20 protein-coding genes are annotated in these 25,843 nt (G+C 49.9%); 9 read left to right on the top strand and 11 right to left on the bottom strand.

The annotated features are described in order from the left end of the window. Positions 1-27 precede the first annotated feature (27 nt). The 7 genes from ASG16_RS05190 to ASG16_RS05220 form a co-directional block, all read right to left on the bottom strand. Positions 28-1,788 carry a polysaccharide deacetylase family protein gene (locus tag ASG16_RS05190; RefSeq protein WP_056489049.1) on the bottom strand — a complete coding sequence of 587 codons (1,761 nt, stop codon included), beginning with the start codon at positions 1,786-1,788 and terminating at the stop codon, positions 28-30. Between the two features lie 36 nt (positions 1,789-1,824). Continuing rightward, the gene (locus ASG16_RS05195) at positions 1,825-3,708 is read right to left on the bottom strand and encodes a glycosyltransferase family 2 protein (RefSeq protein ID WP_056489048.1); all 1,884 of its coding nucleotides are present in this window, start codon (positions 3,706-3,708) and stop codon (positions 1,825-1,827) included. Between the two features lie 26 nt (positions 3,709-3,734). After that, positions 3,735-5,048, bottom strand: coding sequence for a nucleotide sugar dehydrogenase (locus ASG16_RS05200; protein ID WP_056489045.1), 1,314 nt, complete (start codon positions 5,046-5,048; stop codon positions 3,735-3,737). A gap of 33 nt (positions 5,049-5,081) precedes the next feature. Beyond that, on the bottom strand, positions 5,082-6,536 hold the full coding sequence (locus ASG16_RS05205; RefSeq protein ID WP_056489043.1) for a polysaccharide deacetylase family protein: 1,455 nt from the start codon (positions 6,534-6,536) through the stop codon (positions 5,082-5,084). 234 nt (positions 6,537-6,770) lie between these two features. Then, positions 6,771-8,195 (bottom strand): aldehyde dehydrogenase family protein, encoded by a 1,425-nt coding sequence (locus tag ASG16_RS05210; protein WP_056489041.1) that lies wholly within the window; start codon positions 8,193-8,195, stop codon positions 6,771-6,773. 26 nt (positions 8,196-8,221) lie between these two features. Then, complete coding sequence (gabT, locus tag ASG16_RS05215) at positions 8,222-9,571, bottom strand: 4-aminobutyrate--2-oxoglutarate transaminase (protein WP_056489039.1); 1,350 nt, start codon at positions 9,569-9,571, stop codon at positions 8,222-8,224. Between the two features lie 202 nt (positions 9,572-9,773). Further along, a complete protein-coding gene (locus ASG16_RS05220; protein ID WP_056489037.1) occupies positions 9,774-11,177 on the bottom strand; it encodes a sigma-54 interaction domain-containing protein in 1,404 nt (467 codons plus the stop codon). Between the two features lie 144 nt (positions 11,178-11,321). Here ASG16_RS05220 and ASG16_RS05225 point away from each other — a divergent pair, with 144 nt between their 5' ends. Further along, positions 11,322-12,860, top strand: a complete 1,539-nt coding sequence (locus ASG16_RS05225; RefSeq protein WP_056489035.1) for a hypothetical protein — start codon at positions 11,322-11,324, stop codon at positions 12,858-12,860. 47 nt (positions 12,861-12,907) lie between these two features. Here ASG16_RS05225 and ASG16_RS05230 read toward each other — a convergent pair whose 3' ends face one another. Continuing rightward, complete coding sequence (locus ASG16_RS05230) at positions 12,908-13,576, bottom strand: class I SAM-dependent methyltransferase (protein WP_082517201.1); 669 nt, start codon at positions 13,574-13,576, stop codon at positions 12,908-12,910. A gap of 113 nt (positions 13,577-13,689) precedes the next feature. Here ASG16_RS05230 and ASG16_RS05235 point away from each other — a divergent pair, with 113 nt between their 5' ends. Together ASG16_RS05235 and ASG16_RS05240 are read left to right on the top strand one after the other, a co-directional pair. Continuing rightward, the gene (locus ASG16_RS05235) at positions 13,690-14,064 is read left to right on the top strand and encodes a BlaI/MecI/CopY family transcriptional regulator (protein ID WP_056489033.1); all 375 of its coding nucleotides are present in this window, start codon (positions 13,690-13,692) and stop codon (positions 14,062-14,064) included. Positions 14,065-14,068: 4 nt separating this feature from the next. After that, positions 14,069-15,502 carry a M23/M56 family metallopeptidase gene (locus ASG16_RS05240; protein ID WP_056489031.1) on the top strand — a complete coding sequence of 478 codons (1,434 nt, stop codon included), beginning with the start codon at positions 14,069-14,071 and terminating at the stop codon, positions 15,500-15,502. A 46-nt stretch (positions 15,503-15,548) separates the two neighbouring features. Here the strand turns inward: ASG16_RS05240 and ASG16_RS05245 are convergent, their stop codons facing one another. The 3 genes from ASG16_RS05245 to ASG16_RS05255 are packed head-to-tail and all read right to left on the bottom strand — an operon-like array spanning position 15,549 to position 19,312. After that, a complete protein-coding gene (locus tag ASG16_RS05245; protein ID WP_056489029.1) occupies positions 15,549-16,715 on the bottom strand; it encodes an MFS transporter in 1,167 nt (388 codons plus the stop codon). 6 nt (positions 16,716-16,721) lie between these two features. Continuing rightward, entirely contained in the window at positions 16,722-17,498 is a 777-nt protein-coding gene (locus ASG16_RS05250; protein ID WP_056489027.1) for an arylamine N-acetyltransferase family protein, read from the bottom strand. Positions 17,499-17,557: 59 nt separating this feature from the next. After that, the gene (locus ASG16_RS05255; RefSeq protein ID WP_056489025.1) at positions 17,558-19,312 is read right to left on the bottom strand and encodes a sigma-54 interaction domain-containing protein; all 1,755 of its coding nucleotides are present in this window, start codon (positions 19,310-19,312) and stop codon (positions 17,558-17,560) included. 262 nt (positions 19,313-19,574) lie between these two features. On the opposite strand from ASG16_RS05255, the gene ASG16_RS05260 reads away from it, so the two are divergent. The 6 genes from ASG16_RS05260 (at position 19,575) to ASG16_RS05285 (ending at position 25,836) form a co-directional block, all read left to right on the top strand. Beyond that, the gene (locus tag ASG16_RS05260) at positions 19,575-20,357 is read left to right on the top strand and encodes an SDR family NAD(P)-dependent oxidoreductase (RefSeq protein WP_056489023.1); all 783 of its coding nucleotides are present in this window, start codon (positions 19,575-19,577) and stop codon (positions 20,355-20,357) included. Between the two features lie 52 nt (positions 20,358-20,409). Then, positions 20,410-21,795, top strand: coding sequence for an aminomethyl-transferring glycine dehydrogenase subunit GcvPA (gene gcvPA / locus ASG16_RS05265; RefSeq protein ID WP_056489021.1), 1,386 nt, complete (start codon positions 20,410-20,412; stop codon positions 21,793-21,795). Positions 21,796-21,811: 16 nt separating this feature from the next. After that, on the top strand, positions 21,812-23,401 hold the full coding sequence (gene gcvPB, locus ASG16_RS05270) for an aminomethyl-transferring glycine dehydrogenase subunit GcvPB (protein ID WP_056489019.1): 1,590 nt from the start codon (positions 21,812-21,814) through the stop codon (positions 23,399-23,401). A gap of 125 nt (positions 23,402-23,526) precedes the next feature. Next, a complete protein-coding gene (locus tag ASG16_RS05275; protein ID WP_056489017.1) occupies positions 23,527-24,396 on the top strand; it encodes an ABC transporter substrate-binding protein in 870 nt (289 codons plus the stop codon). Between the two features lie 19 nt (positions 24,397-24,415). Then, the gene (locus ASG16_RS05280) at positions 24,416-25,117 is read left to right on the top strand and encodes an amino acid ABC transporter permease (protein ID WP_056489015.1); all 702 of its coding nucleotides are present in this window, start codon (positions 24,416-24,418) and stop codon (positions 25,115-25,117) included. Beyond that, entirely contained in the window at positions 25,114-25,836 is a 723-nt protein-coding gene (locus ASG16_RS05285; protein ID WP_056489013.1) for an amino acid ABC transporter ATP-binding protein, read from the top strand. The genes ASG16_RS05280 and ASG16_RS05285 overlap by 4 nt, the downstream gene beginning before the upstream one ends. Positions 25,837-25,843 lie beyond the last annotated feature (7 nt).

Consider the following 25,843-nt stretch of genomic DNA (forward strand, 5'->3'; position numbering starts at 1 on the left):
CTTACACGGATCCCCCTTGTTTCGGATTTAAAAGGTGTCGATGACCCAGTCCATTGTGGCAGAAAAAACTTTCTTGATCGAACTGACGACTCCTGCAAGCCCTGTCTGCACATTACTGAACAGCATCTGCTGGTCACCATTCGGTTGCCCCAAGGACTCTATCTTTACATCCGCAAACACCCCGTCATAAATGTCGTCCTTTTTGTTCCCCTCACTATAGGCCGCTTCCAATGCGACACCACCGCTGCTAATGCTTGGGTCGATCTGTTGCTTATCCAAGCGCGGTATCTTGTCCACGGAAACACTGAGATGGTCACCTTGAACAGTCATTTCGAATGGACGCGTATTTTTTATGTTGATCGGGTATTTTTCCAGCTCGGGAGCACCAGACTCGCCTTGCTCTCTCGTATATACAGAGGCACGGTCGAAGGTCAAATCCTCAGGATTCCAAATCACTTGGCTCAATTCCGTCTTGAAAAGCTCCTGAACCTCTCCTTTTTCCTTCTTCTGCTCGACGCGCAGCTCATTATCATGCAGGACGACCCGTACAAAGCTACCTTTTTCCTGATCATAGCGCAAATAAATCGACTGTTTGCCGATTACATTCCCTTCCAGCTTGGCAGAAAACTTGATATCTTCCTGGCTGTCGCTGTTTTTTAAATATAACATGCCAGAGCCAGTAGCTGGAGAGGTCAGGACGATCTGATCCTCCATAAATTGCGCGGCCCCACCGAGACGATCCCACTCGTTGGCCTGCTCTTCATCGCCGCGAACGAAGCGAATCTTTTCGTCGGTGTCTTTTTGGATGCGCATCAACAAATGATTCGTGTACCAGTAAGGCTCTGGCTGCACGCGAGTCAGGTTGTACAGATCACCCTCCCTGTCGTTGTAGGCTTTTCCTTCCCGGTTAAAGTGCATCGTAAAATACTTTTTGATATTCGCGTCGTTCGCATCTGCTACCAAGCGATTCATTCCGCCATACAGGGTGTTCGCGTGCATAATCATATAGGCACCCGGGACAAAGCCCAATTGATCCATATACGTATCATTCATCAGCTTGTAGTCTGCGTTGATTCTCGCTTCCATCTTGTTTCTGTCTTCTATCGGGATCATATTGCTGTCACGGATAAAGTCCATCAAGTAGTGGTTATAGTAGCCCACCTTTGTTTTATTCGTTAATTCACTCTCATCCTTTACCCCGATGAAATTGCCCTGATCATCAAACACATTGATATACGTCAACCGATAGCCGTTGGAACCGAGCTCCCAGAAGCCATTTTCCATCATTTTTTTCAAGTCTTCCGGCTGCAGGAATTTGTTCTCGCTGTTTCCCATCTTGTTGCCGTAAGACAATGCCGTTGCTTTGAAGTTGTACTTCTCCAAAAGCGGCTGGGCAAATAAGCTCGAATCGTTGCGACCATCTTCAAAGGCTAAGAACAGTGCCTTGTCAGGAAGTGGCTTATTCTTCTTGTAAAAGTCCAAGATATCTTGTTGCGAGATCGTTTGATAGCCCTGGTCATACAACGCCTGAAGCTGCTCGTCCAATTGCTTCTTGGCTACTAATTTCGGTGTACCCGAACGACCTACACCAAAATAAGAAATGGCGATAAAGCCTTTTTCATTCGTCCAGCTCGCTTTATTCGGTTCCTCGTACCTTTTCCAATCAAAGACGGCATTGAATAACATGACGCCCAAGACGACTAGGATAGCGACCTGGATCAGCGTCTTGATGAATTTATTGCGATCTTTTTTCCGATAGTCCAAGACATCGCTCGTCGTTTTCCCCATAACTCCTGACACCCTCACTCCCTTTGTCTTTCCCTCTTAAAATGGCAGTCCAAAGCCCTTCTTGTTCTTCTTTCGGGCTTCCTTTTTCAATCTCGCTTCGACATCCTGTGGCGTTTCTCGCGTACCCCAAGTAGATTTCCAGAATGTCACCCAAGCTACTGGCATCTGCCATAACAGCACCAGCTCATAAAACACACAAAAGACAATCCCGAAAACCCACAGCTTGCTTCGACGGAAAAACAGATGGGCCAAGCTCATTAAGAGCGCCATCAACAGCAAGCCTATTAAAAACGTACCCGGGAAAATGTGATGAACGAGCGGAACGTATACGAGGTTGTACAGTACGATGACGGGAGCAGCGATAGGAACAATTAGACCAATGTAAAAGAAGATCGCCATAAAAGGCTCCTTGCGCCAAATAAAGCCGCTGGCACGCAAAGATTCCCTCAACCACGAACGCTTCCAGCGCATCTGCTGCTTCAAAAATACGTTCATGTCTGACGGCACAATCGTCGAGCAAATCGCAGAATCCTGATAACCTGTCCGATGTGTTCGCAGTATAAAGTTGGTCATGCTTCGGTCATCGCCAAAAGTGGCGGGTTGCCCGAGAAACTTCTGATTCAGCCATGCTTCAGAATGCTGCAAAATCAATTCCTTGCGATAGCAAGACAGCGGCCCAGACAAGCAAGTGACACTGTCAAACCACGACTCAGCCGCCTTCATGATACGAAAAGCAATGTAGTAACGAACCGTTTGCAGCTTGGTGATCGCGTTGGTGAACTTGTTTTCCACATCCGTACGCCCTGCGACACCACCCATTTTCGGGTCTTGGAAAGGCTGTACGAGGTTGCGAATCGCAGTCGGTTCCAAAAAGCTGTCCGAATCAACGAAGACTACCAAATCGTGCTTGGCCATTTCCACACCTTTTACCAAAGCGACCCGTTTCCCCCCGTTTTCCGGAAGAATGTGCATCTTCACACGTTCGCGGGTCATATAGCGCTCGGCCTCGTTATGAATCATATCGATGACCTTTTGAATCTCTTCTGCTGATCGGTCCGTCGAGCGGTCGTCTACCACGATGACCTCCAGCTTATCAATCGGGTAGTTCTGATTCACACAACTCAAAATCGTCCGGTGAATCCACTCCTCTTCGTTAAAACACGGAATAATGATGCTCACGCCCGGTGTATAGTCAGGATTGACGGGAACCTCTCGATAAAGAGCACCGAATAAATACCGTGTCAGCAAAAAGGCAGCGGCAATCAAGCTGTACAAATACAAGTACATGTTGTATTTGAAATAAATCACGCTCTCCGCGCGCATGAGCACGATAAACGCCGCAGCGACAAACAGGGAAGAACTAGCGATATAAATGGCGTAACCCCAGCGCTTTTTGCGAAAATACTCGGTCAGCGGTTTGGAAAATTCGAAGGCGAGCATGAACTTCTGACGCCCGTCCTCTTCCTGCGTAAACCGGCGAACGACCGTTGCATCCAGCTTCACCGTTGACTCATAGCCTTCTGGCATTGTGCCTGGTGGGATCGTGCATTGGATCATAAACACTTGTCCCACCTGGATGTCTTCCATCTCAGAATCTAGTTCAACTAATAGGCCCGTCGAAGAAATGTCGACGGCTCTGGCCTTGATTCCATCCTGGACCCGTTGTTTCTTGGTCAATAGCGTCACCGGGAAATCCGCCATATAGCGCAGACTCAGCATCCGAATGCGATTTAAATATTCCGGGTCCTCCAACTGTCCTGGCTCATCCGTATCTTTCGCACCGCGTCGGTCCACTTGGACACGAATTTTCTCCGGATCTGGCACATTCGATAGCACGCGCCTCTCCGTTTTGGAAACCGTCAGCACTTCTTCGATTTTCTCTTTCTTTTTCGGCTTTATTTTCTCTATCAACTGTTTCATCCCTGTCGCTCTCTCCCCTCCACTGCCTACAAGCTCCAGTAATGAAATCCACTGTTTTCAAAGTCAGCTTTGGAATAAATCTCTTTTATATCGATCATGATTTTTGCTTCGTTCTTGCCGTACATCGCGGCAAAATCAGCGACTTCCATCTGGGCAAAGCGAGCATGCGGTACCGCTACAACCACAATGTCCAAGTCATGGAGAGCCTTCGTTTCTGACAACTCGATGCCGTATTCCTCATATGCCTCCCGAGGATTTACCATCGGGTCTACGACTAGTGGATTGATCCCGTACTCCCTCAGCTCCTCAATGATATCCGTCACCTTGGTATTTCTGATATCCGCGCAATTCTCTTTGTAGGACAGTCCGAGTATGCCAATCCGTACATCCTTGAGGTCGAGCTTTGAACGAACAGCCATTTTGATAATTTGTTGGGCCACATATTTCCCCATGCCATCGTTAATGTGTCTGGCCGCCAAAATGATGCGGGAGCGATAGCCGCTGTCTTCTGCTTTGTATGTTAAATAGTAAGGGTCGATACCGATGCAATGCCCGCCAACCAAGCCCGGTGAAAAAGGAAGGAAGTTCCACTTGGTTCCTGCCGCTTGCAATACTGCTTTCGTCGGAATATCCATCTGGTTGAACAGCATGGCCAGCTCATTCATAAACGCAATATTGACATCCCGCTGAGCATTTTCAATGACTTTCGCCGCTTCCGCTACCTTGATGCTTTCTGCTCGATAAACGCCTGCCTTGATCACGAGCTCGTAGACGCTTGCTACGATTCCCAGTGTTTCTTCATCCATCCCCGATACGATCTTGACGATGTTTTCCAGACGATTTACCTTGTCTCCCGGGTTGATGCGTTCAGGTGAATAGCCGACCTTGAAGTCTAGGCCACAACGCAGGCCCGACTCCGCCTCGATGATTGGCAAGCAGACGTCTTCGGTTGCCCCTGGATAAACGGTTGATTCAAAGACAACGATTGACCCTTTTCTCAACTGTCTGCCAACCATGCGGGATGCACTTTCTACATATTTCAGGTCGGGGACATTGCCGCTTTTGACCGGAGTAGGTACTGCCACGATAAAAAATCGCGCTTCCTGCAATCTATTTTCATCTGAAGTGAATTCAATAGCGGTGTCACTCGTCAGCTCCTGATCCACGTCAGCATCATGAAAGTGTCCCTTTTGATAGGCTGCTACCTTCTCTTTGTTTACATCGAATCCAATCACAGCAGCACGCTGGGATAGTGCCATCGCAATCGGCAAGCCTACGTACCCAAGACCGACGACAGCAATTTTTTCTTTCCTCTCCACAATCCCTTCGTACAAACTCATAAGCTGGCTCCCTCTCCCTGTTCTATTTTGGCTTTATTGGCCAAACATCGCTGTCATGGGTACAAGCGTGTATCCCTTGCTTCTAAGCTGATCAATTACGATTGGTAGCGCCTCTATTGTGTGAATGTCATCGAGCATATGCAGCAGAATCACGCTTCCGCTCCGCGTCTGCTCCATAATGGTTTTGACGATATCGTCCGCACTCCGTTTCTTGTCGTAATCGGACGGCGTCACATCATAAATCGTAATATCCTCGTAGCCCGTCGCTGCAATCGCCTTGAGTGTCTGTTCGTCAAACGCCCCAGTTGGCGGTCTGAAATACATCGTCGGCTTCTGCTGAATCGCTTCGGTAATAATCTGATGGGCTTTGACAATCTCTTTTTGCAATGCTTCCGGCGCTATTTTGGTATTCACCGGATGAGAATAGGTGTGGTTGGCTACGTCGTGTCCCGCTTCCGCAATCGCTCTCGCCAAGTTTGGATTTCGCTCTACACCATCTGCACGAAGGAAAAACGAAGCCTTTACTCCTTTTTTGTCCAAGATATCGAGAATCTTCGTAACTGTTTGATCCGTACCCCAATCATCGAAGGACAAGGCGACCATCTTCTTGTCTGTTTCTTTTCGATAGATGAGATTGGGCTTGGACTCGTGATACGCCGCATTGATTTTTGCTGCATCAAAACCCGGAATTTCTTGCAGCGGCTTACGCTCCTGGCCTTGTGCAATCAACTCGTGTAATGGGACGAATCTGTATCCGACATCCGTAGCTGCTTCTGCGAGAAGACGGATGTTTTCGATTACAGACTTGTTCTCCTCTGTGTCCATCGCGATGATGCCGCCGCGATTCATGTACTTTCTTAAGTAATGATTTTTTTGCTCTTCCGTCTCTTTTTGCCAATTGTGCAGAAACAGACTGGAGGACACGACCGCTTCTTGTCCATTGTGAGCAGCTACCAATCGAAGATCGTCGGAGTAATCGCCCAACTTCGTTCTGATATACTGCGGTGTTTTGTCGGTCTCTCTTTTGATGATCTCATTAGCCAATTTGATATCTTCGTACATTTTCTCGTAAGGTTGGCCCTGCAAATCCGACTTGTTCAACGTATTGTTTTCGATCTCGTGGCCTCTGGCGACAATTTCTCGCGCAATGTCAGGCTCTTCCGCTACTCTCATTCCTGGCATGAAAAAAGCTGCCTTGATGTGGTACTTGTCCAACTCATCGAGCAGTCTTTTCATCGTGTCCTTATCTGCCATCCCATTAAAAGTAAGAGCAAGCTGTCTTTGCGTCGTGTAGACCATAGACACTGCCTTGCTCTTTTCCCCTTGGTAACGCTCGATTTTTTCAGGTTTGGCTGGCGCTGGATCGTTATCTGCACCGTTTTCTTTCCCCTGAAACGGTGAACAGCCTGCCAACAATGCCACGATCGCTACCAGGGAGATCCAGTGAAATAATTGGAACCCACTGGCCCCTTTTTTATGACTAATCATGATTGTCCCCTTTTCATGTAAGAAATGCCCTTTACGCATAAAAAAACGACTATTTCATCTGCGTAACAAGTAAAGTGTAATCAAACACTCATCCGCAAAAATGAACATAGTCTACCTCCACACGCTAGACTAACATAACCACCTATACCAAACAACTTTATGAAGCGGTTTCAAATATGACAATTTATGGAGAACATAAAAAAAGACGAGCCTCATCGGGCCCGTCATTCGCTGTTACAGTTTGATCGCGATTAATTTTAGTTCCGTTAATTCCTCGACGGCATACTTGATACCTTCGCGGCCAAAGCCACTGTCTTTTACACCGCCATACGGCATGTTGTCCACGCGGAACGTCGGAATGTCGTTGATCATCACGCCTCCGACCTCCAGCTCTTCCGCTGCACGCATAGCCGCGTGAATGTCACTCGTATAGATGCCTGCCTGCAAGCCGAATCGGGAGTCATTTACCGCCTCAATTGCTTCGTCCATCGTCTCAAACGGTGTAACAACTACGATTGGACCGAATACCTCTTGGCAAGAAACAGCAACGTGTGCGCCCACATTCGTCAGAATCGTAGGAGCAAAGAGGTTGTCGCTGACAGCCTTCCCGCCAGTAACTACATGTGCCCCTGCTTCTACTGCTTCCTGTACCCATGCTCCCATGCGTTCATGATCCTTGGCGGAGATTACAGAAGACATGTCTGTCTCTTCGTTCAGCGGATCGCCCAGCACGAGCTTTTCAGTGCCTGCCTTAAACTTCTCCAGGAACTCTTCGTACTTGCTCTGGTGAATATAGACGCGTTGCAGTGAGATACACACTTGACCACTAAAGGAGAAGGCACCTGTCACACAACGATCAATCAACGCTTGCGTGATTTCCACGTTGTGGTCGATGATGACTGCGGAGTTGGAGCCAAGCTCCAAGGTCACGCGCTTGAGTCCCGCTTTGTTTTTCATCGCGATTCCAACCGCAGGGCTTCCCGTAAAGGTGATCGCGGCAATACGGCTGTCACTGACCAGCTTTTCGCCTACGACTGCGCCTTTTCCAGGCAAAATATTGAGCGCTCCTGCTGGCAAGCCTGCCTCTGCGAAAATATCGGCCAGGATCAGCGAGCTAAGCGGCGTCTGACTCGCTGGCTTCAGCACGACGGTATTTCCTGCGGCAATAGCAGGCCCGACCTTGTGTGCTACGAGATTAAATGGAAAGTTAAAAGGCGTGATCGCGCCGACTACGCCGATTGGCTTGCGTACCGTGAAAGCAAGACGTCCTTCACCACCCGGTGCTGCATCGAGTGGAACCGTCTCTCCGTGGATGCGCTTCGCTTCTTCTGCTGCGAACTTGTAAGTCTGGATCGTCCGAGCGATTTCTACACGACCCGTGCGAAGTGGCTTGGCGGCTTCCTGTGCGAGGATGACCGCCAGTTCCTCCTTGCGTGCTTCCATAATCGCAGCGGCCTTTTCCAGTATCAAGGCGCGCTGACTGGCTGGCATTTTCGCCATGACTTTGGCAGCAGCTTTTGCCGCCTTGATTGCCTCGTCAACATCATGATCGTCTGCCTGAGCGATTTCAGCCAGCAGCTCCCCAGAATAAGGGGAATAGAGTGACGCGTATTCTTTTGCTTCTTTCCATTGTCCGTTGATGTAGAGATGCTTTTTCATGAGTATGGAGAACCCCCTCGGGCGTTTTAGTTCGTCACGTATTGGCTTTTCAGAACATCTGTCATAATGTCCAGTGCCTCTTCCAATTGCTCGTCTGTAATAACCAGTGGAGACAGGAAGCGCAGTACGTTGCTGTGGACGCCAGCAGAAAGCACGATGACACCAGACTCGTAGCAGCCTTTGGTCAAGCCAGCAACGAGCTCTTTTGCTGGTTGTTTGGTTGTTGGATCGATAAATTCGACAGCGCACATCGCCCCCAACCCGCGCACTTCTGCGATCACAGGGAAATCTTTTTGCAACGCGTGGAAATGTGCCTTGATCTTGTCCCCGATCACCTGTGCACGACCAGACAGGTCTTCGCGCTCCATTTTTTCAATGACTGCCAAAGCCGCTACGCAGCCAAGCGGGCTTCCTCCATAGGTACCGCCAATCTCACCTGGGTTTGGCGCGTCCATGATTTCTGCGCGTCCCGTAACCGCAGAGATGGGTAAGCCTGCCGCGATGGATTTGGACATGGTGATGAGATCTGGCTCGATACCGAAATGGGTAGAAGCAAACATGGCACCAGTACGACCGAAGCCTGTTTGAATCTCATCGGAAATAAATAGGATTTGATGCTTTTTACAAATGTTATAGACACCTTGAACGAAGGACACAGGCGGAACGATAAAGCCGCCTTCTCCCTGAATCGGTTCCATAATTACAGCAGCCACTTCTTCCGGTGCAACCTCAGTCAAGAGGAAGTCCTCGAACTGACGCACGCAGAATTGCGCGTACTCATCATCTGTCATGGATTCTGGTTTGTTCAGTGGATACGGGAACTGCGCTTTATACGTAGCTGGAGCGAATGGACCCATCTGGAATTTGTACGGCTTCACCTTGGAAGTCAGTGACATGCCCAGAAGCGTACGACCGTGGAAGCCGCGGCTAAAGGAAATGATGCCTGGGCGTCCTGTGTATTTGCGGGCGATTTTCACCGCGTTCTCGACTGCTTCTGCTCCACTGTTTGCGAGCATCGTCTTCTTTTCAAAGCTGCCTGGCGTGATTTGCGTCAGCTTCTCAGCCAAGGCCACATAGGGCTCATACATTCCTACGTGGAAGCAAGGATGGATGTATTTGTCCAACTGCGCTTTTAATGCCTCGACTACTTCCGGCGGACAGTGTCCTGCATTCAGTGTACCGATTGCTCCGGCAAAATCGATGTACGTATTGCCATCTACATCCGTAACCAATGCACCTGAAGCTGACTCTACAAAAACAGGGGTGTTGTTGCCGACACCTTTTGGAACGAACTGCTTTCTTTTTTCAATCAGGGCCGCTCCCTTTGGACCTGGCACACCAGCAGCTACGTTTACAAATTGACGTTGTTTGGACATATCGTTTCCTCTCCTCGTTCGAGATGGTATTAGTTGAATGGCTTGCTTGTAAATTCAACCACGATATGTAGCAATACCTATGCCAAACGCCAGAGCTTGATGAAATCGCGTTTCTGGTGCTACGGTCACATCGAATTATTTAAAAATGAATCAAAACACCAGAATGCTCGATTCATTTTTGAATTAACAATTCATTTTTGAATTACCTGGAACGAATCCGATATTTTTGCAGCTTCCGTACGACAGAAGGCTGGCTGATGCCGAGAAACTCCGCGATTTCTCCCGTGGTCCGGCAGTGCTCGGATGCATAGCGCAGCCATTTTTCCTCTACCTGCTCCAGTGCTTCGCGAAGCGACATCTTGGAAGTAGCCAGACTCGGCTCCATCGCTGCCTGCTCTTCCCCTGCCAACCTGATTTCCGCGGGCAGATGCTGAGAAGTGATCACCTCTTCATCCGCTGTGACCACCATTCTCTCCAAGACGTTCTCCAGCTCGCGCACATTGCCGGGCCACTCATAATGCATCAAGCCATGTGTTGCAGCAGGGTCCAGACGCTTGTCCATTCCGTATCGTTCATTGAGCGAGCGCACGACGCGCTTCAGAAGAGCGGCGATATCCTCTGGCCGATTTCGCAACGGCGGGACGTGGATCGGGACAACATTCAGGCGAAAATACAGGTCCTGCCGAAACTTCCCTTCCTTCACCATCTTCTCCAAATCGCGATTGGTGGCGGCAATCAAACGAAAATCCACGTCGCGGTACTGTGTGCTCCCAACGCGTTGCAACCGTTTTTCTTGAATCACCTTCAACAGCTTGGCCTGCAAGGTCAGCGGTAGTTCCCCCAGCTCGTCCAAGAGGAGAGTCCCCTGGTTCGCCATCTCGATAATCCCTTGCTTGCCCTGCTTGGCGGCGCCTGTAAACGAACCAGCCTCATAGCCAAACAGCTCCGATTCCAGCAAGCCCTCCGGGATCGAGCCACAGTTGATCTCCACGAATTGCCCACCCGCTCGACGGCTATTGCGATGAATTTCTTTTGCGATCACATTTTTCCCGACACCCGATTCCCCGAGGATCAGGACAGTCGAATCGACAGCCGCGACTTTTTTGATGAGACGCTCAATGGCTTGCATCGGCTGACTCACTGCCACGAAGCCCTCCTGATGCTTTTCACGCAGCTCCTCAATCTCGGTTTCAAACTGCTTGAGCTGCTCTGTCAGACCTTCGTAGCGCCGTTTCAATTCCATAATTTCAGTCAGGTCATGGGAATAGCTGATGATCGAATGCATACTGCCATCCTCGTTCCAGACGGGAAACGCCGTCACCATCAGCTTTCGACCGCCGGGTATTTCCTGCATGATCGTCTGCGGTGTCTTGGCATCCATGACTTTTCGCGTGACAGATGGAGAAAAGACCTTCCTTTTTTCCAGCTCGATGACGTTTTTACCCAAGAGCTCTTGCTTTCCAATGCCGTATATTTCATAGGACGAATCGCCAACCAGCCTGATGTAGCCCTCATGGTCCGTGATTAGCAAATGATCGCGAGACGTTTCAACAATCGCTTCCAATACGCGGCTCATCCACTTCTCCGTGCTCTCTTCTCTCTTCATTTCTTCGCCGCCTCTCACACGCCGTTGTATCCGATCTGTGTTTATTTTTTCATTATAGAAAACAGCAAGATCAACGACAACCTATGAAAAATATGTAAAAATAGCGATATTAACAAGCCTTGCGAGATGGAAAGGATGGTAGGAATGACGCCCACAGTCGGAGACATCTACTGTGTTTTTGTCGAGAGGCTGCAAAAGTACGCAGCTTGCCAGGTTACATCGGTAAAAGAGTCTGGCACGAGTAAATCCAACCTCATCAGTATCCTCGAGCTGGACTGGAGCAGCGCTACACTGCCTGATGAATCAGAGCTGCACCAGATGAAGCCCTTATATTGTGACTACTTCTTCTGTAACAATGTGCTCGAGCACAGCTATGTCGATAGTGTCGTGCCTAAAGGCTACATAAAAGCAGGGAATATACCCCCTCTCGTGACAGAAGAGACAAGGAGTTACGGCAGTTGGGATGTCGGAGGAAGCCTGTACCGTCAATACAAATGGAATCAAATTCCCCAGGAGCGTCGCCAGCTATTTAAGCAAGCCGCAAAAGATGACACGGTGATTTCGTTAGGCGGGGTGAACCTGCGCCGATCAATCAACGTCCTTCATGCCGACATCCTGCAAAATCTGACGGACATCTCTGAATTGGAAAAGCTCCCTTGCCTGACTCGCATCCATGCAGAGGAGCCGACCGATTCTTTGCTTGCCTTTGTCCAAAGCAATCCATTTATTCTGGAGCTGCACCTGGAAAAAGCCAATGGCTCTTCTCTTGATCTGACAGGAAGCCAACTCAGTAAATTCTCTCTCCAAAACGCGGACGGGCTGGAGTCATTGCATTTGAACGATTGTCTTAGGGAACTTATTCTGGACAAGGCCATTTCATCAACCCTGTGGATAGAAGCCGAACAGGATGGGCATTGGCTGACCGCTTCGTTCTCAGATTCACTGCCGCTTCACCGTGGACTCGACCATTTAGGAGCATTTCGTCTGCGTAATGTGACAGAGTTGGACTTGCAGCCACTCGTCCAGCGGTATCCCTCGCTCCGGGACATCCGTCTGTGGGGCAAACCTGGCACCCTCAGCAATCTGGGCAGTATCAAGCACTTGAAGGAGCTACTGACGTTTACGACCTACGATCTGTTTGGCTTCTCCGGGGACGAGTTCCCTTCGCCAGATCAATGTCCCAAGCTCTCCTCGCTCTGGATGACGAGCCTCCCGGCAGAAGCGGCCAAGACCATTAAAGCCGCCTACAAAAAAGAAGTGAAAAATGGGCTGGATTTGTCCATCACCAAGCCGCGCAAGCCCGAATGGCTGGCGCATAATTTGACCAATCCGTTTCGCGATTGGGATGGCAGGGAGCACATCACAACAACCAACGCCAACAAGGCTGCCAATCTTTATAAAAAAATGAACACCGCGATCAGCGCGCTTGAAAAGCAAAGCAGCGAAGACACGACGAATGCGGAAGAAATAAAAACCGCTTTGCGTGCATTGGTCAAGGAGTACACAGAGACTTTCAACAAAATGGATCGCCGGACTGGCTTTATCGAAACGGTTGAGCGGGAAGAAATTTTCGTTGTACTCGATGAGCTGCTTCACTCGGCAAAAAGGAATTTGGCTACAGCGGGTGTGGAAGTAGATGTAGACGAGCTTTTTGCTATTTTTGATCAGACACGTGATTTTTGAGTGAGAAAAAAGACGCCGCCTCTCCTACAGGAAGGCGGCTTTTGTGCTTAGGCATTCTTTTTGATTACCCACGTACTCATGCAACGCTGTCCAGCTACGTTCACCGTTTTGATTGGCTCCAGGAACACGCCTTGCAGTTTTTCTGTCATGCCCACCATCGTCCGTTCATTTACGAGAAAACGGGTGCTTCCGTCCGGCAACAAATAACGTTCGTTCCCTAGTGGCTGCACAGCATCCTCAATCCCAATCGAGGACGCAAGACGCATGAATAGAATGCCTTCTGGTTTCAGTACCCGCCACAGCTCCTCCAGCATCTGGCGAAAATGCTCTTCGTTTTCAGCAAAATGTAGAACGGCATTACTGATGATGATATCAAAGCTTTCGTTTTCAAAGCTCATGCTCTCAATCGGTTCCACACGAGCGCGCTCCGCTGACCAGCTCGGCGCCAGTTGTGATGCCATTCGCTGTACAGCCTCGATGGCTTTTGCCGATTGGTCAATCGCATACACCGAATAGTCATTTCGCAAAAAGTAGACCAAATTCCGCCCCGAACCGCAACCGGCATCGAGTATCTGCATTTCCTTCGTAACCCTTCCCTTTAACAACTGATCAAACAAGTAAATATCCATATCGCCAAACTGCTCGGCCAGATTCATGTTTATCACAGCCTTTATCCGTTTTTTCTTCAGTGTACCAATTCGCTCTTCATCTTCCAACGATGGTCACATGGAACGGATTTACAAAAATGATTGTTGACACCCTCTGACTACAAGTGTAATCTTTAAAACAGAATCAACGACTACAATTGTAATCGATGGAGGTGTCCTACTTGGACGAGCAACCGCGAATCTCGGATGCCGAATGGGAGATTATGAAGGTCATCTGGGCTAAGTCACCCGCTACAGCAGCCGATGTCATCCACGCCCTGCGAGACAACAAGACGTGGAAAGACAACACAATCAAAACCTTGCTCAGCCGCCTGTTGCAAAAGGGCATTCTCACTTATGAGCAGGTCAATCGAGTCTACTATTACTCTCCTGTGCTCACTGAGGAAGAATGCAAACGCCAAGAGCGCCAATCCTTTTTGCAGCGCGTGTACGGCGGAGCCTTAAAGCCCATGCTGGTTCACTTTTTAAAAGAGGAAAAGCTCTCGTCCCATGAGATTGACGAGCTGAAAAAAATCCTTTCTGAAAAGGAGAAATAAGCTGGTGGATTGGCAATGGCTCACACTCACCCTCAATCAAGCATTTACGTGGACACTGTATAACTCCATCGAGGCCAGTCTTCTTGTGCTCCTGATCTTGCTCTGCCAGCAGCTCGGCAAAAAGCATTTCCCCATCCGCTGGCACCACGCCGTGTGGTTCCTGCTTCTCTGGAAGCTCGCGGTTCCTTGGTCGATAGACAGCACGATCAGCTTGTATAACTGGCTGCCTACTTCTTCCTGGACATCCATGCAGGAAGCACACCCGCCTACAGAACCGATTGTTCTCGCTACAGAGGCACTAAATCGGCATGAATCTGCCTTCCAATCAGATGCCTCTTTAGTAAACAAAGCGAGCTTTTCCTGGATCAGCCTGCTTTCTCTCATCTGGATTGGCGGTGTCGCCATTTTCGCTGGCACCATGACTATCAGTACATACCGATTGCTCTCTCCGCTAAAAAACGATGAGTTCGTACAGGATGAAGCCATTTTGCGCGTCTTTTCCCAATGCCAAAAACAGATGGGCATCTCCAAATCTATTCCCCTGCGCATGAGTCACCAGATGACAAGCCCTGCTTTGATGGGAATCTGGAGACCGCAAATCTGGCTGCCCGCAAATCTTTTGGACAAGCTCAACGAGCATGAGCTGCGCCACATCTTTTTGCATGAGCTGGCGCATTGGAAAAGACGAGATATTCCTGTAAACAGCATCATGAGCGTGCTGCTGATCCTCAACTGGTTCAACCCGCTGTTATGGTACGCTGCTTCCCGCATGCGTCAGGATCAGGAAATGGCTTGTGATGCCTTGGCTTTGACTTATTTGCAGGAAACAGAGGTTCCCCGCTATGGATACACCATGATCAAAATGCTCGAGCTGTATGCCTGTCCCAAACAGATTCGCTTTACAGCCGGGTTCTCCAGCTCCAAAAAACAGGTGAAAAGGAGAATAGAAATGATTCGCCACTTTCAAAAACGGGCTTATACGTGGACCCTATCTGGTATTGTGGTCGTCTTGGCTTTAGGCGTCTTCACTTTGACTGATGCAAAAAAAGCACTAGGGAACGAGGTTATCTTCGCCGTCCCCGCAGAAGGTACAATCAAAAGCCCCATTGATCAAACAATCGGCTTGAGAATCGTAAACGACCTGAATACGCCCGTTCAGGCAGCCGCGGCTGGCAAGGTAGTCAAGGCTGAATACGATACAAAGACAGGGAAAGGCAACCAGATCATTCTGGAGCATGAAGGCGGGTATCAAACCGTTTACTCTCATTTGGAAAAACTGGAGGTCACCGCTGGAGTTGCTGTGACCCAAGGCCAGCTCATTGGTCTGTTGGGAAGTACGGGACGCAGTACGGGACCGCATCTTGCTTTTCAGATTCTCGAAAATGGTATACCTGTTGATCCAACGAAGCTGTTAGTCGACATAGAAGCAAAAGAATAAAGACCAAAGGCCACAGAAAAAACATCTGTGGCCTTACTTGTTACGCTTATTGATTCGTAGACAAATCTTGTTTGTTACCTGAAAGCACCTTGTACAGAATAAGTGCAGTCACCAAGGCAATACAACCGTTCAGATAAAAAGAGGTCGCCGCGCCAAACTCTTGCCATACCCAACCGGTAAGAAGGGATGCAGGCAACAAACCGATTCCTGTAACCATCGAGTACATACCCAGTGATGTTGCTTTCAAATCTTTCGGTGCAGAAGACGCAACCAATGACTTTTCTATTCCCTTCGTCAACGCGATATAAAAACCATACAGAATGAATAACAACCATAAGCCTGTTATCGAGTTCACCATTCCGAACCCAATATATACGAAGCCATATAGGATATAGCCAACGGTTAAAATGACTTTGTGTCCGAACCGATCGGAAATGGCACCTGATGTATAGGAAAACAGCGAAGCAACCAAATGAAGGACTAAATACAGTAACAATACACTCGTAGCAGAAATCCCGAGATCAGTTGCTCGCAGCAATAAAAAAGAATTGGACGAATTGGCAACCGTAAACAGCATAATGATCAAAAGCAATTGCTTGGTCTCACGATTTAACTTCTTCCAGCTCGGCTTTGTTTTCGGTTCACGCGAAATAACCTTCGTATTTTCCCGCTTCTCCTTGATGGCAAAGAGCAGGCAGAAGCCAATGGCGACAGGAACCAATGAATACAAGAAAACACTCTGGAAGTCTTTATTTCCATCCATCGTTAATAGGAGATATGCGATGCCGATTCCAATCGCCGCCCCGAGCATATCCATCATTTGATGCAAGCCAAATGAGCGTCCTTGCTTTCGTTTTCCTCCTGCTTCCGAGATGATCGCATCGCGAGGAGCTGTTCGTATTCCCTTACCGGTACGATCGATCAGCTTCCAGACAAAAACACCCACCCATGAACTGGCTATTACAAGGACTATCCTGCCGATCCCGGATAGTCCATACCCTAGTATGGCTAACAATTTTCGTTTCTTGGAACGATCGGAAACATAACCTGAGACGAACTTGAGCAGACTGGTCAGAGCCTCGGAAACTCCATCGATGATCCCGATAATCATCGGACCCGAAGAGGCAAGAAAGATCGGAATTAACGGGGTAACCATGTATGTACCCATGTCTGTGAAAAAACTGACGAAGCTGAGCAGCCATACGTTGTTCATGATTTGTTACAACCCAAAACGCTGTTTCGCCAGCTCTTTGAATCTCGCATTGTCGATTTCCTCTTTGGTAACGACTCCATCCACCCATTGCGTAAAGGACGTACTCGTCAACGTAACATTACCTCTCTCTGTCAACTGCGTAAGCAAAGGGCTTTTGTTGAACGGTGACTGTTCATGGTCAGCGATAATCGTCTGAATCTCGTTTAATTCCGTTTCATCCGTCACCAGCTTCTGCGAATCAAACGTATAGCCGATCCTCCAGTCCTTATCCTTGTGCCGGAGCTTCATTTCGAGTACATAATCGCCGTACTCCGTCTGTTCTTTTTTGATCCGAAACTCACCATTGCGCGAAGAGACGGTCTCTCCGGTTAACGGAACAGGCTTCAACGGCAGGTTCGAACCAAAACCCGTATCGAGCAAATACGTTTGTCCCTCATGTGTAAGCAAAATCGTGGCATGCGTCCGACCAATCGTGTAATACTCGCCAACGTCATGCCTATAAACAACTCCGCGAGTCAGATGGGCGTCAAAGCCATTTTCCAGCAAGAAGAAATAGAGCATCGGATTGAGCTCGTAGCAAAGTCCACCTTCGTTTCTGACCAGTAGCTTCTCCATGACGGACTGTCTGGAGATTACGCTCGTTCGCTCTTCCACAATGCACAGGTTTTCAAAAGGAATCGCCAATGCTGTCAGATCAAGGAGGCGATCCAATGTATCGAAGGTAATCGTTTCATTTTCTGGCATGCCGATTCTTTTCCGAAATAAGGCATTCAGCTCACTCATGCTTCTTCCTCCCACATCGTATCTTCCTCAAGTTTACACCAAGCTCCTCCCCGAATGCCTTACATATCGAGCAGCTTTAGCTTCCGATACAAGGTGCGAAGCCCGATCCCGAGTTCTTCTGCTACCCGCTGCTTTCCTTTCAAATCGCTGCCGTGCTTTTGCAGCGAAGCGCGAATGGCGTCCGCTTGTGCATCGGCGACCCTTGCTTTGATAGCTGGACCTGAATGCGAAGGAGCCACTGTAGGACGAGTACGAAGGCGCGGAGGCAAGCTGTCCGCAGTCAAAACCGTGTCTTGCTCCATGTTCATGGCGTACTCAATGGCGTTTTCCAGCTCCCGCACATTGCCCGGCCAGTGATAGTGCGTGAGCAGGTTGATGGCCTCCCGAGCTATTCCGAAGAAGGTACGTCCTGCTTGCTCTCCGTACTTCTCCATAAATGAAACGGCCAAGAGCTCGATGTCTTCCTTGCGCTCTGTGAGTGACGGGACGTGTATCGGAATAACGTTCAACCGATAGAACAAGTCGGCACGAAACGCTTTTTTCTCCACGAGCTCCTCCAGGTTCTGATTCGTCGCCGCGATGATTCGTACATTGATGGGAAACGACCGCGTGCCGCCGATGCGTTCCACGACCTTCTCCTGCAAGACTCGCAGCAGCTTGGCCTGCAACGAGAGTGGCATATCGCCGATCTCATCCAGAAAAAGCGTACCTCCCTCTGCCATTTCGAACCGCCCTGGCTTTCCTCCCTTTTTGGCTCCGGTAAACGCACCGTCCTCGTATCCGAACAATTCGCTTTCGAACAGATTTTCCGGAATGCTGGCGCAATTGATCGCGACAAACGGATAGAATGCTCGCGTGCTTGCCTCGTGAATCGCTTTTGCCAGATGTCCTTTGCCTGTCCCTGTTTCGCCGGTAATCAGTACCGTAGAGCTGCTGTTACCGATTTTCATCGCCATTTCTTTGACCTGTTTGATGGCTGGGCTGTTTCCCACGATTTGAGCCAGGCTATCCGTTTTGCCAGACGAACGGCTCCCTTGATGATCGATCAAACGTGGAACGGTTAACGATCCCCTCTGCACGCGAAGCACGCCGCCAATGAGCTGATTGTTGACAATGATCGGAGTGGCCTCGGTCGGAGCATCCAGCTTGTCAACGAGACAATTGGCGATCGGCAAGGAATGCGCAGCCATCCCGGATAACGACGGCAGCAGCATCCGTGAAATCTCCGCTGGCAGCAGCTCATGCTGGGACAGCAGTCTACGTGCGCTGGCGTTCGTGTGAATGACATTGCCACTTCGGTCAAAGGTGAAATACGCATCGGCAACGGTATCCAGCGCTCCCTCCAACAGCCGTATAGAGTCATCAGACGATTCGATCTGTCTCGTCGCATGGGACTGTACAATCGCCGTAATCATCTCGCTGACTTCTGTCAGGATTTGCTGGTATCTCTCTGTATGCTTGGACAGGCGATTTTGACCTTCCTTCGTAAAGGATGTGAGGGAAACGACCCCGATTGCATGATTGGCTACCTTAATAGAGGAGAGCAGCTCGACTTTGGCGGGGCAACTGTCGAGAAAACGGCATCCTTTGCACATTTCCATGGAGCCGGGTTTGTCTACCACATACTGACCTTTTGCCAACACGAATTCAATCGAGGGCACATGCACATTTTCGCCTTTTTGTTTCAAATAGCGCTCTGTACTCACGACCAAGAGGCCTCGCTCGTTAATTACCGCAGCATCCACGTTCAATATATCTGAAATGCTTGTAATGACCTTTTCGATGGCTGGTTTGCACAGATCCAACGAAACCATGGATATCCTCCCTACTTATTGTCCTTGCTCTCCATTTTACGAAATATTTAGATAGTTCACAAACGTTTTGCCACTGATGTTTGCCAATAATGACAACTTATTGCCACTTTTGTCACTGTCATGACGGTACAAAACACAGGCGGAACCTCGTAAAATCAGCTTTTTTACGATTAAGCATGGAGCATGTTACCCCGCGAGGTTCATTCCACACTTGGCACAGTGATTGCATTATAAACTTTTCAACTAGGGGGAGTGATCAACCATGGTAAACACGAACGAGGTATTCAATCTGCAAGGAAAGGTAGCCTTGGTGACAGGCGCTGCTTCCGGTATCGGACTTGCAACAGCGCAACGACTGGCCCAATTCGGAGTAAACGTCATGCTGCTTGATATCAACGAGGAGCTCGGGGAAAAGGCGGCACAAGAAATCGTAGCGGATGGCGGGGCAGCCCGTTATTTTACATGCAATGTAGTTTCCCAACAGGATTGTCGTGAAGTAACGCAAGCGATCGAGGAAGCTTACGGTCGCATCGATATTTTGTTCAACAATGCAGGCGTGATCAGAAGAAAGACAGTCGTCGAGCTGGAAGAGGACGATTGGGATCTGGTCGTCGATGTCTCCTTGAAGGGGGCTTACAACCTCTCCAAATTCGTCATTCCTGTCATGGCGAAAACAGGAGGAGGCAGCATTATTAACACAGGCTCTGGCTGGGGCATCAAGGGCGGTGACAAGGCGGCGGCCTACTGCGCGGCAAAAGCAGGCGTCGTCAATCTGACACGGGCAATGGCGATTGACCACGGTCCGGAAAACATCCGTGTGAATTGCGTGTCACCCGGCGATACCGACACACCTCTGTTGCGTGAAGAAGCGCGTCAGCTTGAAAAAGAAGAAGGAGCATTCCTCGTCTCCTCCGCCCAAGGGCGTCCGCTGGAGCGTCTCGGTTCTCCGCAAGATATTGCCAATGCCGTCCTGTTCTTTGCCAGCGATCTGTCATCTTGGGTCACGGGCTCCGTACTGGTCGTCGACGGCGGCGGTTTGGCTTAATGCATCGTTATTTCGACTGAATATTCCAACGAAGAAATGGAGGAACCATGTGATGAGCGTACAGCGTTATGCCCACCCGTATATTCCGAATTCTGCACCTGCAGTCAAAGAGAAAATGCTTACCGAAATCGGCTTTTCCAGCATCGAGGATATCTATGCGGACATTCCCGGGGAGCTGCGCCTAAAAGAAAAAATGAACATCCCGAAAGCTTTGACCGAATACGAGCTGGAGCGCCACGTCAACCAACTGATGAACAAAAACCAAACCACAAAAGAAAATATCAGCTTTCTCGGCGCAGGTTGCTGGCCGCATTTTGTTCCGGCTGTTTGTGATGAAATCAACTCCCGCGCAGAGTTCGTGACGGCGTATGCTGGCGAGCCTTACGAAGACAAAGGGCGCTTTCAGGCGCTGTTCGAGTATCAAAGCCTCGTAGCTGAGCTGGTCGATATGGATGTCGTGAATGTTCCGACCTTTGACTGGGCACAGGCCGCTTCGACTGCTCTGCGCATGGCAGCACGCATTACCAACCGTACAGAGCTTTTGGTCTCGAAAAATATCCATCCCGACAAGCTCTTGATCATCAAAAACTACACGTCTCCTGATCTTACCGTCACCTTGATCGACTTTGAGAACGAAACAGGCAGACTTGACCTAAATGATCTAAAAGCAAAGCTCAGTGTAGATACAGCAGCGGTTTACTTCGAAAACCCGACCTTCCTCGGCTCTGTGGAAGTAAACGGGCAGATGATTGCGGACTTGGCTCATGCAGCCGGTGCCATTTGCGTAGTCGGCGTCGATCCCATCTCTCTTGGCGTGATGGAATCTCCGGCGAATTACGGCGCGGACATCGTTTGCGGAGATTTGCAGCCGCTTGGCGTACACATGCATTACGGCGGTGGGCAATCCGGCTTTATCGCGACGCATGACGATCCGACCTACGTCATGGAATATCCGTCCCGCCTGTTCGGAATCGCTCCGACAGAGGTCGAAGGCGAATACGGCTTCGGAGACGTCGCGTACGACCGCACCTCTTTTGCCAAACGCGAAAAAGGCAAGGAGTCCGTCGGAACGCAAACCGCGCTATGGGGCATTACCGCAGGCGTGTACTTGGCGACGATGGGACCCGTGGGCATGGAAGAAGTCGGGCAAGGCATCATGCAGCGCTCCCAATACGCCGCCAAGCAGCTCTCTTCCATTCCCGGCGTAGAGGCCAAATTCTCCGCTCCTTTCTTCAAGGAGTTCGTGATCGACTTTTCGCAAACAGGCAAAACCGTCAAAGACATCAACGCTGCGCTTCTCGCCAAAGGAATTTTCGGCGGAGTTGATTTGACTGAACACTACCCGGAATTGGGTCAATGTGCACTCTACTGCGTCACGGAGGTTCACACCCAGGAGGATATTGATACACTCGTTGCCGCAATAAAAAACATCGTGTAAAAGGAGGAAACCGCCCATGAAAACATCCGAAGGAACAATCGGCAAAATGAAACGAATTCCGAGAGACCATAAGGTACGCCGCTTCCACCAAGCAAAGTGGGATGAGCCTGTCATTTTCGAGCTGAGCCAGCCCGGCGAGCGTGGCGTCGAGGTTCCACCTGTCGAGCCACAAATCGTGGAGACCGTAGGCGATGGCATCTCTCAGCTACCAGACAGCCTGCGGCGGAAAAAACGGCCGAATCTTCCCGAGATCAGTCAGTACCGCGTGATCCGTCATTACTCCCGCATTTCGCAGGAAGTGCTGGGGTCGGATTTCAACGTAGAAATCGGGCAAGGCACCTGCACGATGAAATACTCCCCGAAAATCAATGAACGCTTCGTGCGCTCGCCGAAAATGGCGGAGCTGCATCCGCTGCAAGACGAATCCACTGTCCAAGGGATGCTGGAGATGACGTATCAGCTCGATCTGTACCTGCGCGAGATTTCGGGAATGGACAAATTCTCGTTCCAACCGGGCAGCGGCACACAGGCGTTGTTTACCCAAGCCTCTATCGTGCGCAAATACCACGAATCTCGTGGCGAAGGAGAGCAGCGCAACGAGTTTATTACCACTCATTTTTCCCACCCGTCCCAAGCCGCGACGGCAGCAGTCAAAGGCTTCAAAATCATTTATGTACCTGCTGACGAAAACGGCTACCCTGATCTGGAAGCGCTAAAGGGCCTCGTCTCGGAGCGTACCGCCGCCTTTGCCGTAGCGAATCCAGAGGATACAGGCATTTACAACTCCCGCATCAAGGAGTTCACAGACGTCGTTCACGCCGCAGGGGGGCTGTGCTGCTACGACCAAGCAAACGCCAACGGCTTGCTCGGCATTACACGCGCGCTGGAAGCAGGCTTTGACATGTGCTTCTTTAACCTGCACAAAACCTTCTCCGTCCCACACGCTTGCGGTGGACCTGCAACAGGTGCCATCGGGGTCACTGCCGAGCTTGCGCCATTCCTGCCAGGACCGATCGTAGACTTCGACGGAGAGCGTTACTTCTATAAGCGTGACCTGAAAAACAGCATCGGGAAAGTCCGCAGCTTTTACGGCGTACCACCTGCTGTCCTGCGCTCCTACGCTTGGGTCCGGGCGCTTGGTGCTGACGGCTTGAAAGAAGTTGCTGAAATCGCTTGCCTCAACAACAACTATCTCTATCACAAAATCCTGCAAATCCGCGGTGCGAGCGCACCCTATATACAAGGCCGCCGCCTGGAGCAGGTTCGCTATAGCTGGCAGCAGTTAAAAGAAGACACCGGCATCACGACATACGATGTTCAGCGCCGGATGATCGACTTTGCCCACCATTACTGGACCAGTCACCACCCGTACGTTGTGCCAGAGCCGTTCACACTGGAACCGACGGAGTCTTACTCCATGGCAGAGCTCGACGAGTACATTGCGGCACTGACCCATATTTCACAAGAAGCCTATGAGAATCCGGAGATCGTCAAAACAGCGCCGCACAATAGTACAGGTCACCGTGTCCTAGAGTCCGTACTCGATGATCCTGATCAATGGTGCATCACTTGGAGAGCTTATCTGAAAAAGACGGCACAAAATTAGTTCATCCAGGGGCAAGGGCGGCACGTACGCCCTCCCCCTTTTCCTCTAGAGGCAGCACACTTTTTTGTTTCCTAGCTGGGTCAGCAAGACGATTTGCACACCATATCTGTTAGGGGGATTCTCGCATGAGGAAGAAAGGTTTGTTTCCTGTCGCTCTTTTGGTAAGTTCGCTCGTGCTCTCTATTTTGGGAGGCTGTGCTTCCAATGCCGCCCCACCACAATCGCCAACAAATGCAAGCGCTTCCACCACTCCCTCTACTCCCTCCACTACACCAGAACAGCCTGCTTCTGATGTGAAACTCAAGCTCGTCCATGAAGGAAAACTGACATTTGCGATGAGCGGCCTGCTCAAGCCACTCAACTACAAAGACACGAATGGCGTACTGACCGGATTCGATGTGGAGATCGGCAATGAGATCGCCAAACGGATCGGACTCGAAGCCAATCCCGTAACCAATCCGTGGGAAACGATTCTGCAAGGGCTGAAGGGCGGCAAATACGATGCCATTATCGGCAGCATGACGCACACAGAAGAACGTGCCAAGCAAGTAGACTTCACCGAGCCCTATTACATCTCCGGCGGGCAAATTTTCATTGCCGAGACCAATGACTCGATCAAAACGCAGGACGATCTGCAAGGCAAAGTCATCGGTGTCGTCCAGGCAAGCACTCACAAGGAGGTAGCCGAAACCTTAACGGATAAGACAAAAGTAAAAGGCTATCCCACAGACATCTACGCCTTGCAGGATCTGGTCCCCGGTCGGGTCGACGCCGTAATTACAGACCGTGTCGTTGGCACCTCTGCGATCAAGAATCAAGGCCTGAAAATCAAAGCGACAGGCGAGGTTTTGAACAAGGAAAACATTGCGATCGCTGTAACCAAAGACAACCCTGAGCTGACCAAAAAAATCAATGAAGCCATCAAAGCCATGATTGAAGACGGCACCTACGAGCAAATCAGCGTGAAATGGTTCGGATCGAACCTGTTGAAATAACGTGGGAGGTTGAGCAGCCATGGGTTTTGTGACCAGTATCATTGATATATTTACGATTCATGGAAAAGCTTTTTTAGAGGCCGCTTGGATTACCGTTTCGCTCACGGCTGTATCCTTGGCGATGGCCTCTGTGATCGGACTCGTCTTCGCCTTTTTCAAAGTATCCGGGATTATCGTCCTGCAAAAGCTGGCCGACACCTATATTTTTATCGTGCGCGGCATGCCGTTAATCGTCCAGCTCATGTTCCTCTACTACGGAATATCCAGTGTCATCGTGCTCTCTGACTTTACAGCAGGTGCACTCGCGCTTGGCATCCACTCTGGCGCTTACATTGCCGAGATTTTCCGGGGAGCCATCCAATCGATTGACCGTGGACAGATGGAGGCAGCGCGTTCACTCGGGATGCCGTACAGCCTGGCGATGCGTCGAATTGTTTTGCCACAAGCCTTCAAACGTGCCATTCCGCCGCTTGGCAATCAGTTCATCATCGGATTAAAAGACTCTTCACTCGTCGCGTACATTGCCGTTACAGAGCTGTTTAACCGTGCCTTGTCTGCACAAGCAGAGAACTTCATGCCTTTTGAAACGTATTTCGTCGTCGGACTGTATTACCTCGCACTCGTCGCCATCTTTTCCTTTCTTTTAAACCGTGTGGAAAAACGTCTCGATACTGGCAGGGCGTCCGTCAGCACTCCAAAACCAAAAGAGGTGGCAGCATGATCAAGGTACGCAATCTGGCCAAGTCATTCGGGAACCTGCATGTACTTAAAAACATCACGCTGTCGATTCAAAAATCAGAAGTGGTTGTGCTGATCGGAGCGAGTGGGTCAGGAAAAAGCACGCTATTAAGATGCCTGAACTTTCTGGAAATAAAAGACAAAGGCGATATCGAGATCAACAATCAGGTCATCGATGTCAACAACAGTGATTTGAACAAAGTACGCGAGCATGTCGGCATGGTTTTTCAGCATTTCAATCTGTTCCCGCATATGACCGTACTGGAAAACGTGATCGAAGCACCGATCTACGTCAAAAGGAAAACCAAGATGGAAGCGACCGCAAAAGCCATGGAGCTATTAAGGCGCGTCGGACTGACAGACAAAGCAAACACCTATCCCGAGCAGCTCTCCGGCGGGCAGAAGCAGCGTGTCGCGATTGCCCGTGCCCTGGCGATGGAGCCGGATGTCATGCTGTTTGATGAGCCTACTTCTGCCCTGGACCCTGAGTTGGTAGGCGAAGTGCTCGCTACGATGAAAGACCTCGCTCGCGATGGCATGACAATGGTCGTCGTAACACACGAAATGGGCTTTGCCCGCGAGGTAGCTGATCGAGTCATTATGCTAGCGGACGGAGAAATGGTCGAAGAAGCCCATCCCCATGAGCTTTTCACGAATCCGAAGCATGAACGTACCAAGCGGTTTTTACAACAAATTTTGTAAGCCAAAG

The sequence above is a fragment of the Brevibacillus sp. Leaf182 genome (assembly GCF_001423865.2).
Classification (GTDB): domain Bacteria; phylum Bacillota; class Bacilli; order Brevibacillales; family Brevibacillaceae; genus Brevibacillus; species Brevibacillus brevis_C.

What these genes read in the sequence shown, in the direction of transcription:
- ASG16_RS05275 (WP_056489017.1), top strand. Translation starts at nt 23,527, where the DNA reads ATGAGGAAGAAAGGTTTGTTTCCTGTCGCTCTTTTGGTAAGTTCGCTC.
- ASG16_RS05285 (WP_056489013.1), top strand. Translation starts at nt 25,114, where the DNA reads ATGATCAAGGTACGCAATCTGGCCAAGTCATTCGGGAACCTGCATGTA.
- ASG16_RS05255 (WP_056489025.1), bottom strand. Translation starts at nt 19,312, where the DNA reads ATGGTTTCGTTGGATCTGTGCAAACCAGCCATCGAAAAGGTCATTACA.
- ASG16_RS05190 (WP_056489049.1), bottom strand. Translation starts at nt 1,788, where the DNA reads ATGGGGAAAACGACGAGCGATGTCTTGGACTATCGGAAAAAAGATCGC.
- ASG16_RS05245 (WP_056489029.1), bottom strand. Translation starts at nt 16,715, where the DNA reads ATGAACAACGTATGGCTGCTCAGCTTCGTCAGTTTTTTCACAGACATG.
- ASG16_RS05250 (WP_056489027.1), bottom strand. Translation starts at nt 17,498, where the DNA reads ATGAGTGAGCTGAATGCCTTATTTCGGAAAAGAATCGGCATGCCAGAA.
- gcvPB (WP_056489019.1), top strand. Translation starts at nt 21,812, where the DNA reads ATGAAAACATCCGAAGGAACAATCGGCAAAATGAAACGAATTCCGAGA.
- gabT (WP_056489039.1), bottom strand. Translation starts at nt 9,571, where the DNA reads ATGTCCAAACAACGTCAATTTGTAAACGTAGCTGCTGGTGTGCCAGGT.
- ASG16_RS05195 (WP_056489048.1), bottom strand. Translation starts at nt 3,708, where the DNA reads ATGAAACAGTTGATAGAGAAAATAAAGCCGAAAAAGAAAGAGAAAATC.
- ASG16_RS05225 (WP_056489035.1), top strand. Translation starts at nt 11,322, where the DNA reads ATGACGCCCACAGTCGGAGACATCTACTGTGTTTTTGTCGAGAGGCTG.
- ASG16_RS05200 (WP_056489045.1), bottom strand. Translation starts at nt 5,048, where the DNA reads ATGAGTTTGTACGAAGGGATTGTGGAGAGGAAAGAAAAAATTGCTGTC.
- ASG16_RS05210 (WP_056489041.1), bottom strand. Translation starts at nt 8,195, where the DNA reads ATGAAAAAGCATCTCTACATCAACGGACAATGGAAAGAAGCAAAAGAA.
- ASG16_RS05205 (WP_056489043.1), bottom strand. Translation starts at nt 6,536, where the DNA reads ATGATTAGTCATAAAAAAGGGGCCAGTGGGTTCCAATTATTTCACTGG.
- ASG16_RS05220 (WP_056489037.1), bottom strand. Translation starts at nt 11,177, where the DNA reads ATGAAGAGAGAAGAGAGCACGGAGAAGTGGATGAGCCGCGTATTGGAA.
- ASG16_RS05280 (WP_056489015.1), top strand. Translation starts at nt 24,416, where the DNA reads ATGGGTTTTGTGACCAGTATCATTGATATATTTACGATTCATGGAAAA.
- ASG16_RS05260 (WP_056489023.1), top strand. Translation starts at nt 19,575, where the DNA reads ATGGTAAACACGAACGAGGTATTCAATCTGCAAGGAAAGGTAGCCTTG.
- gcvPA (WP_056489021.1), top strand. Translation starts at nt 20,410, where the DNA reads ATGAGCGTACAGCGTTATGCCCACCCGTATATTCCGAATTCTGCACCT.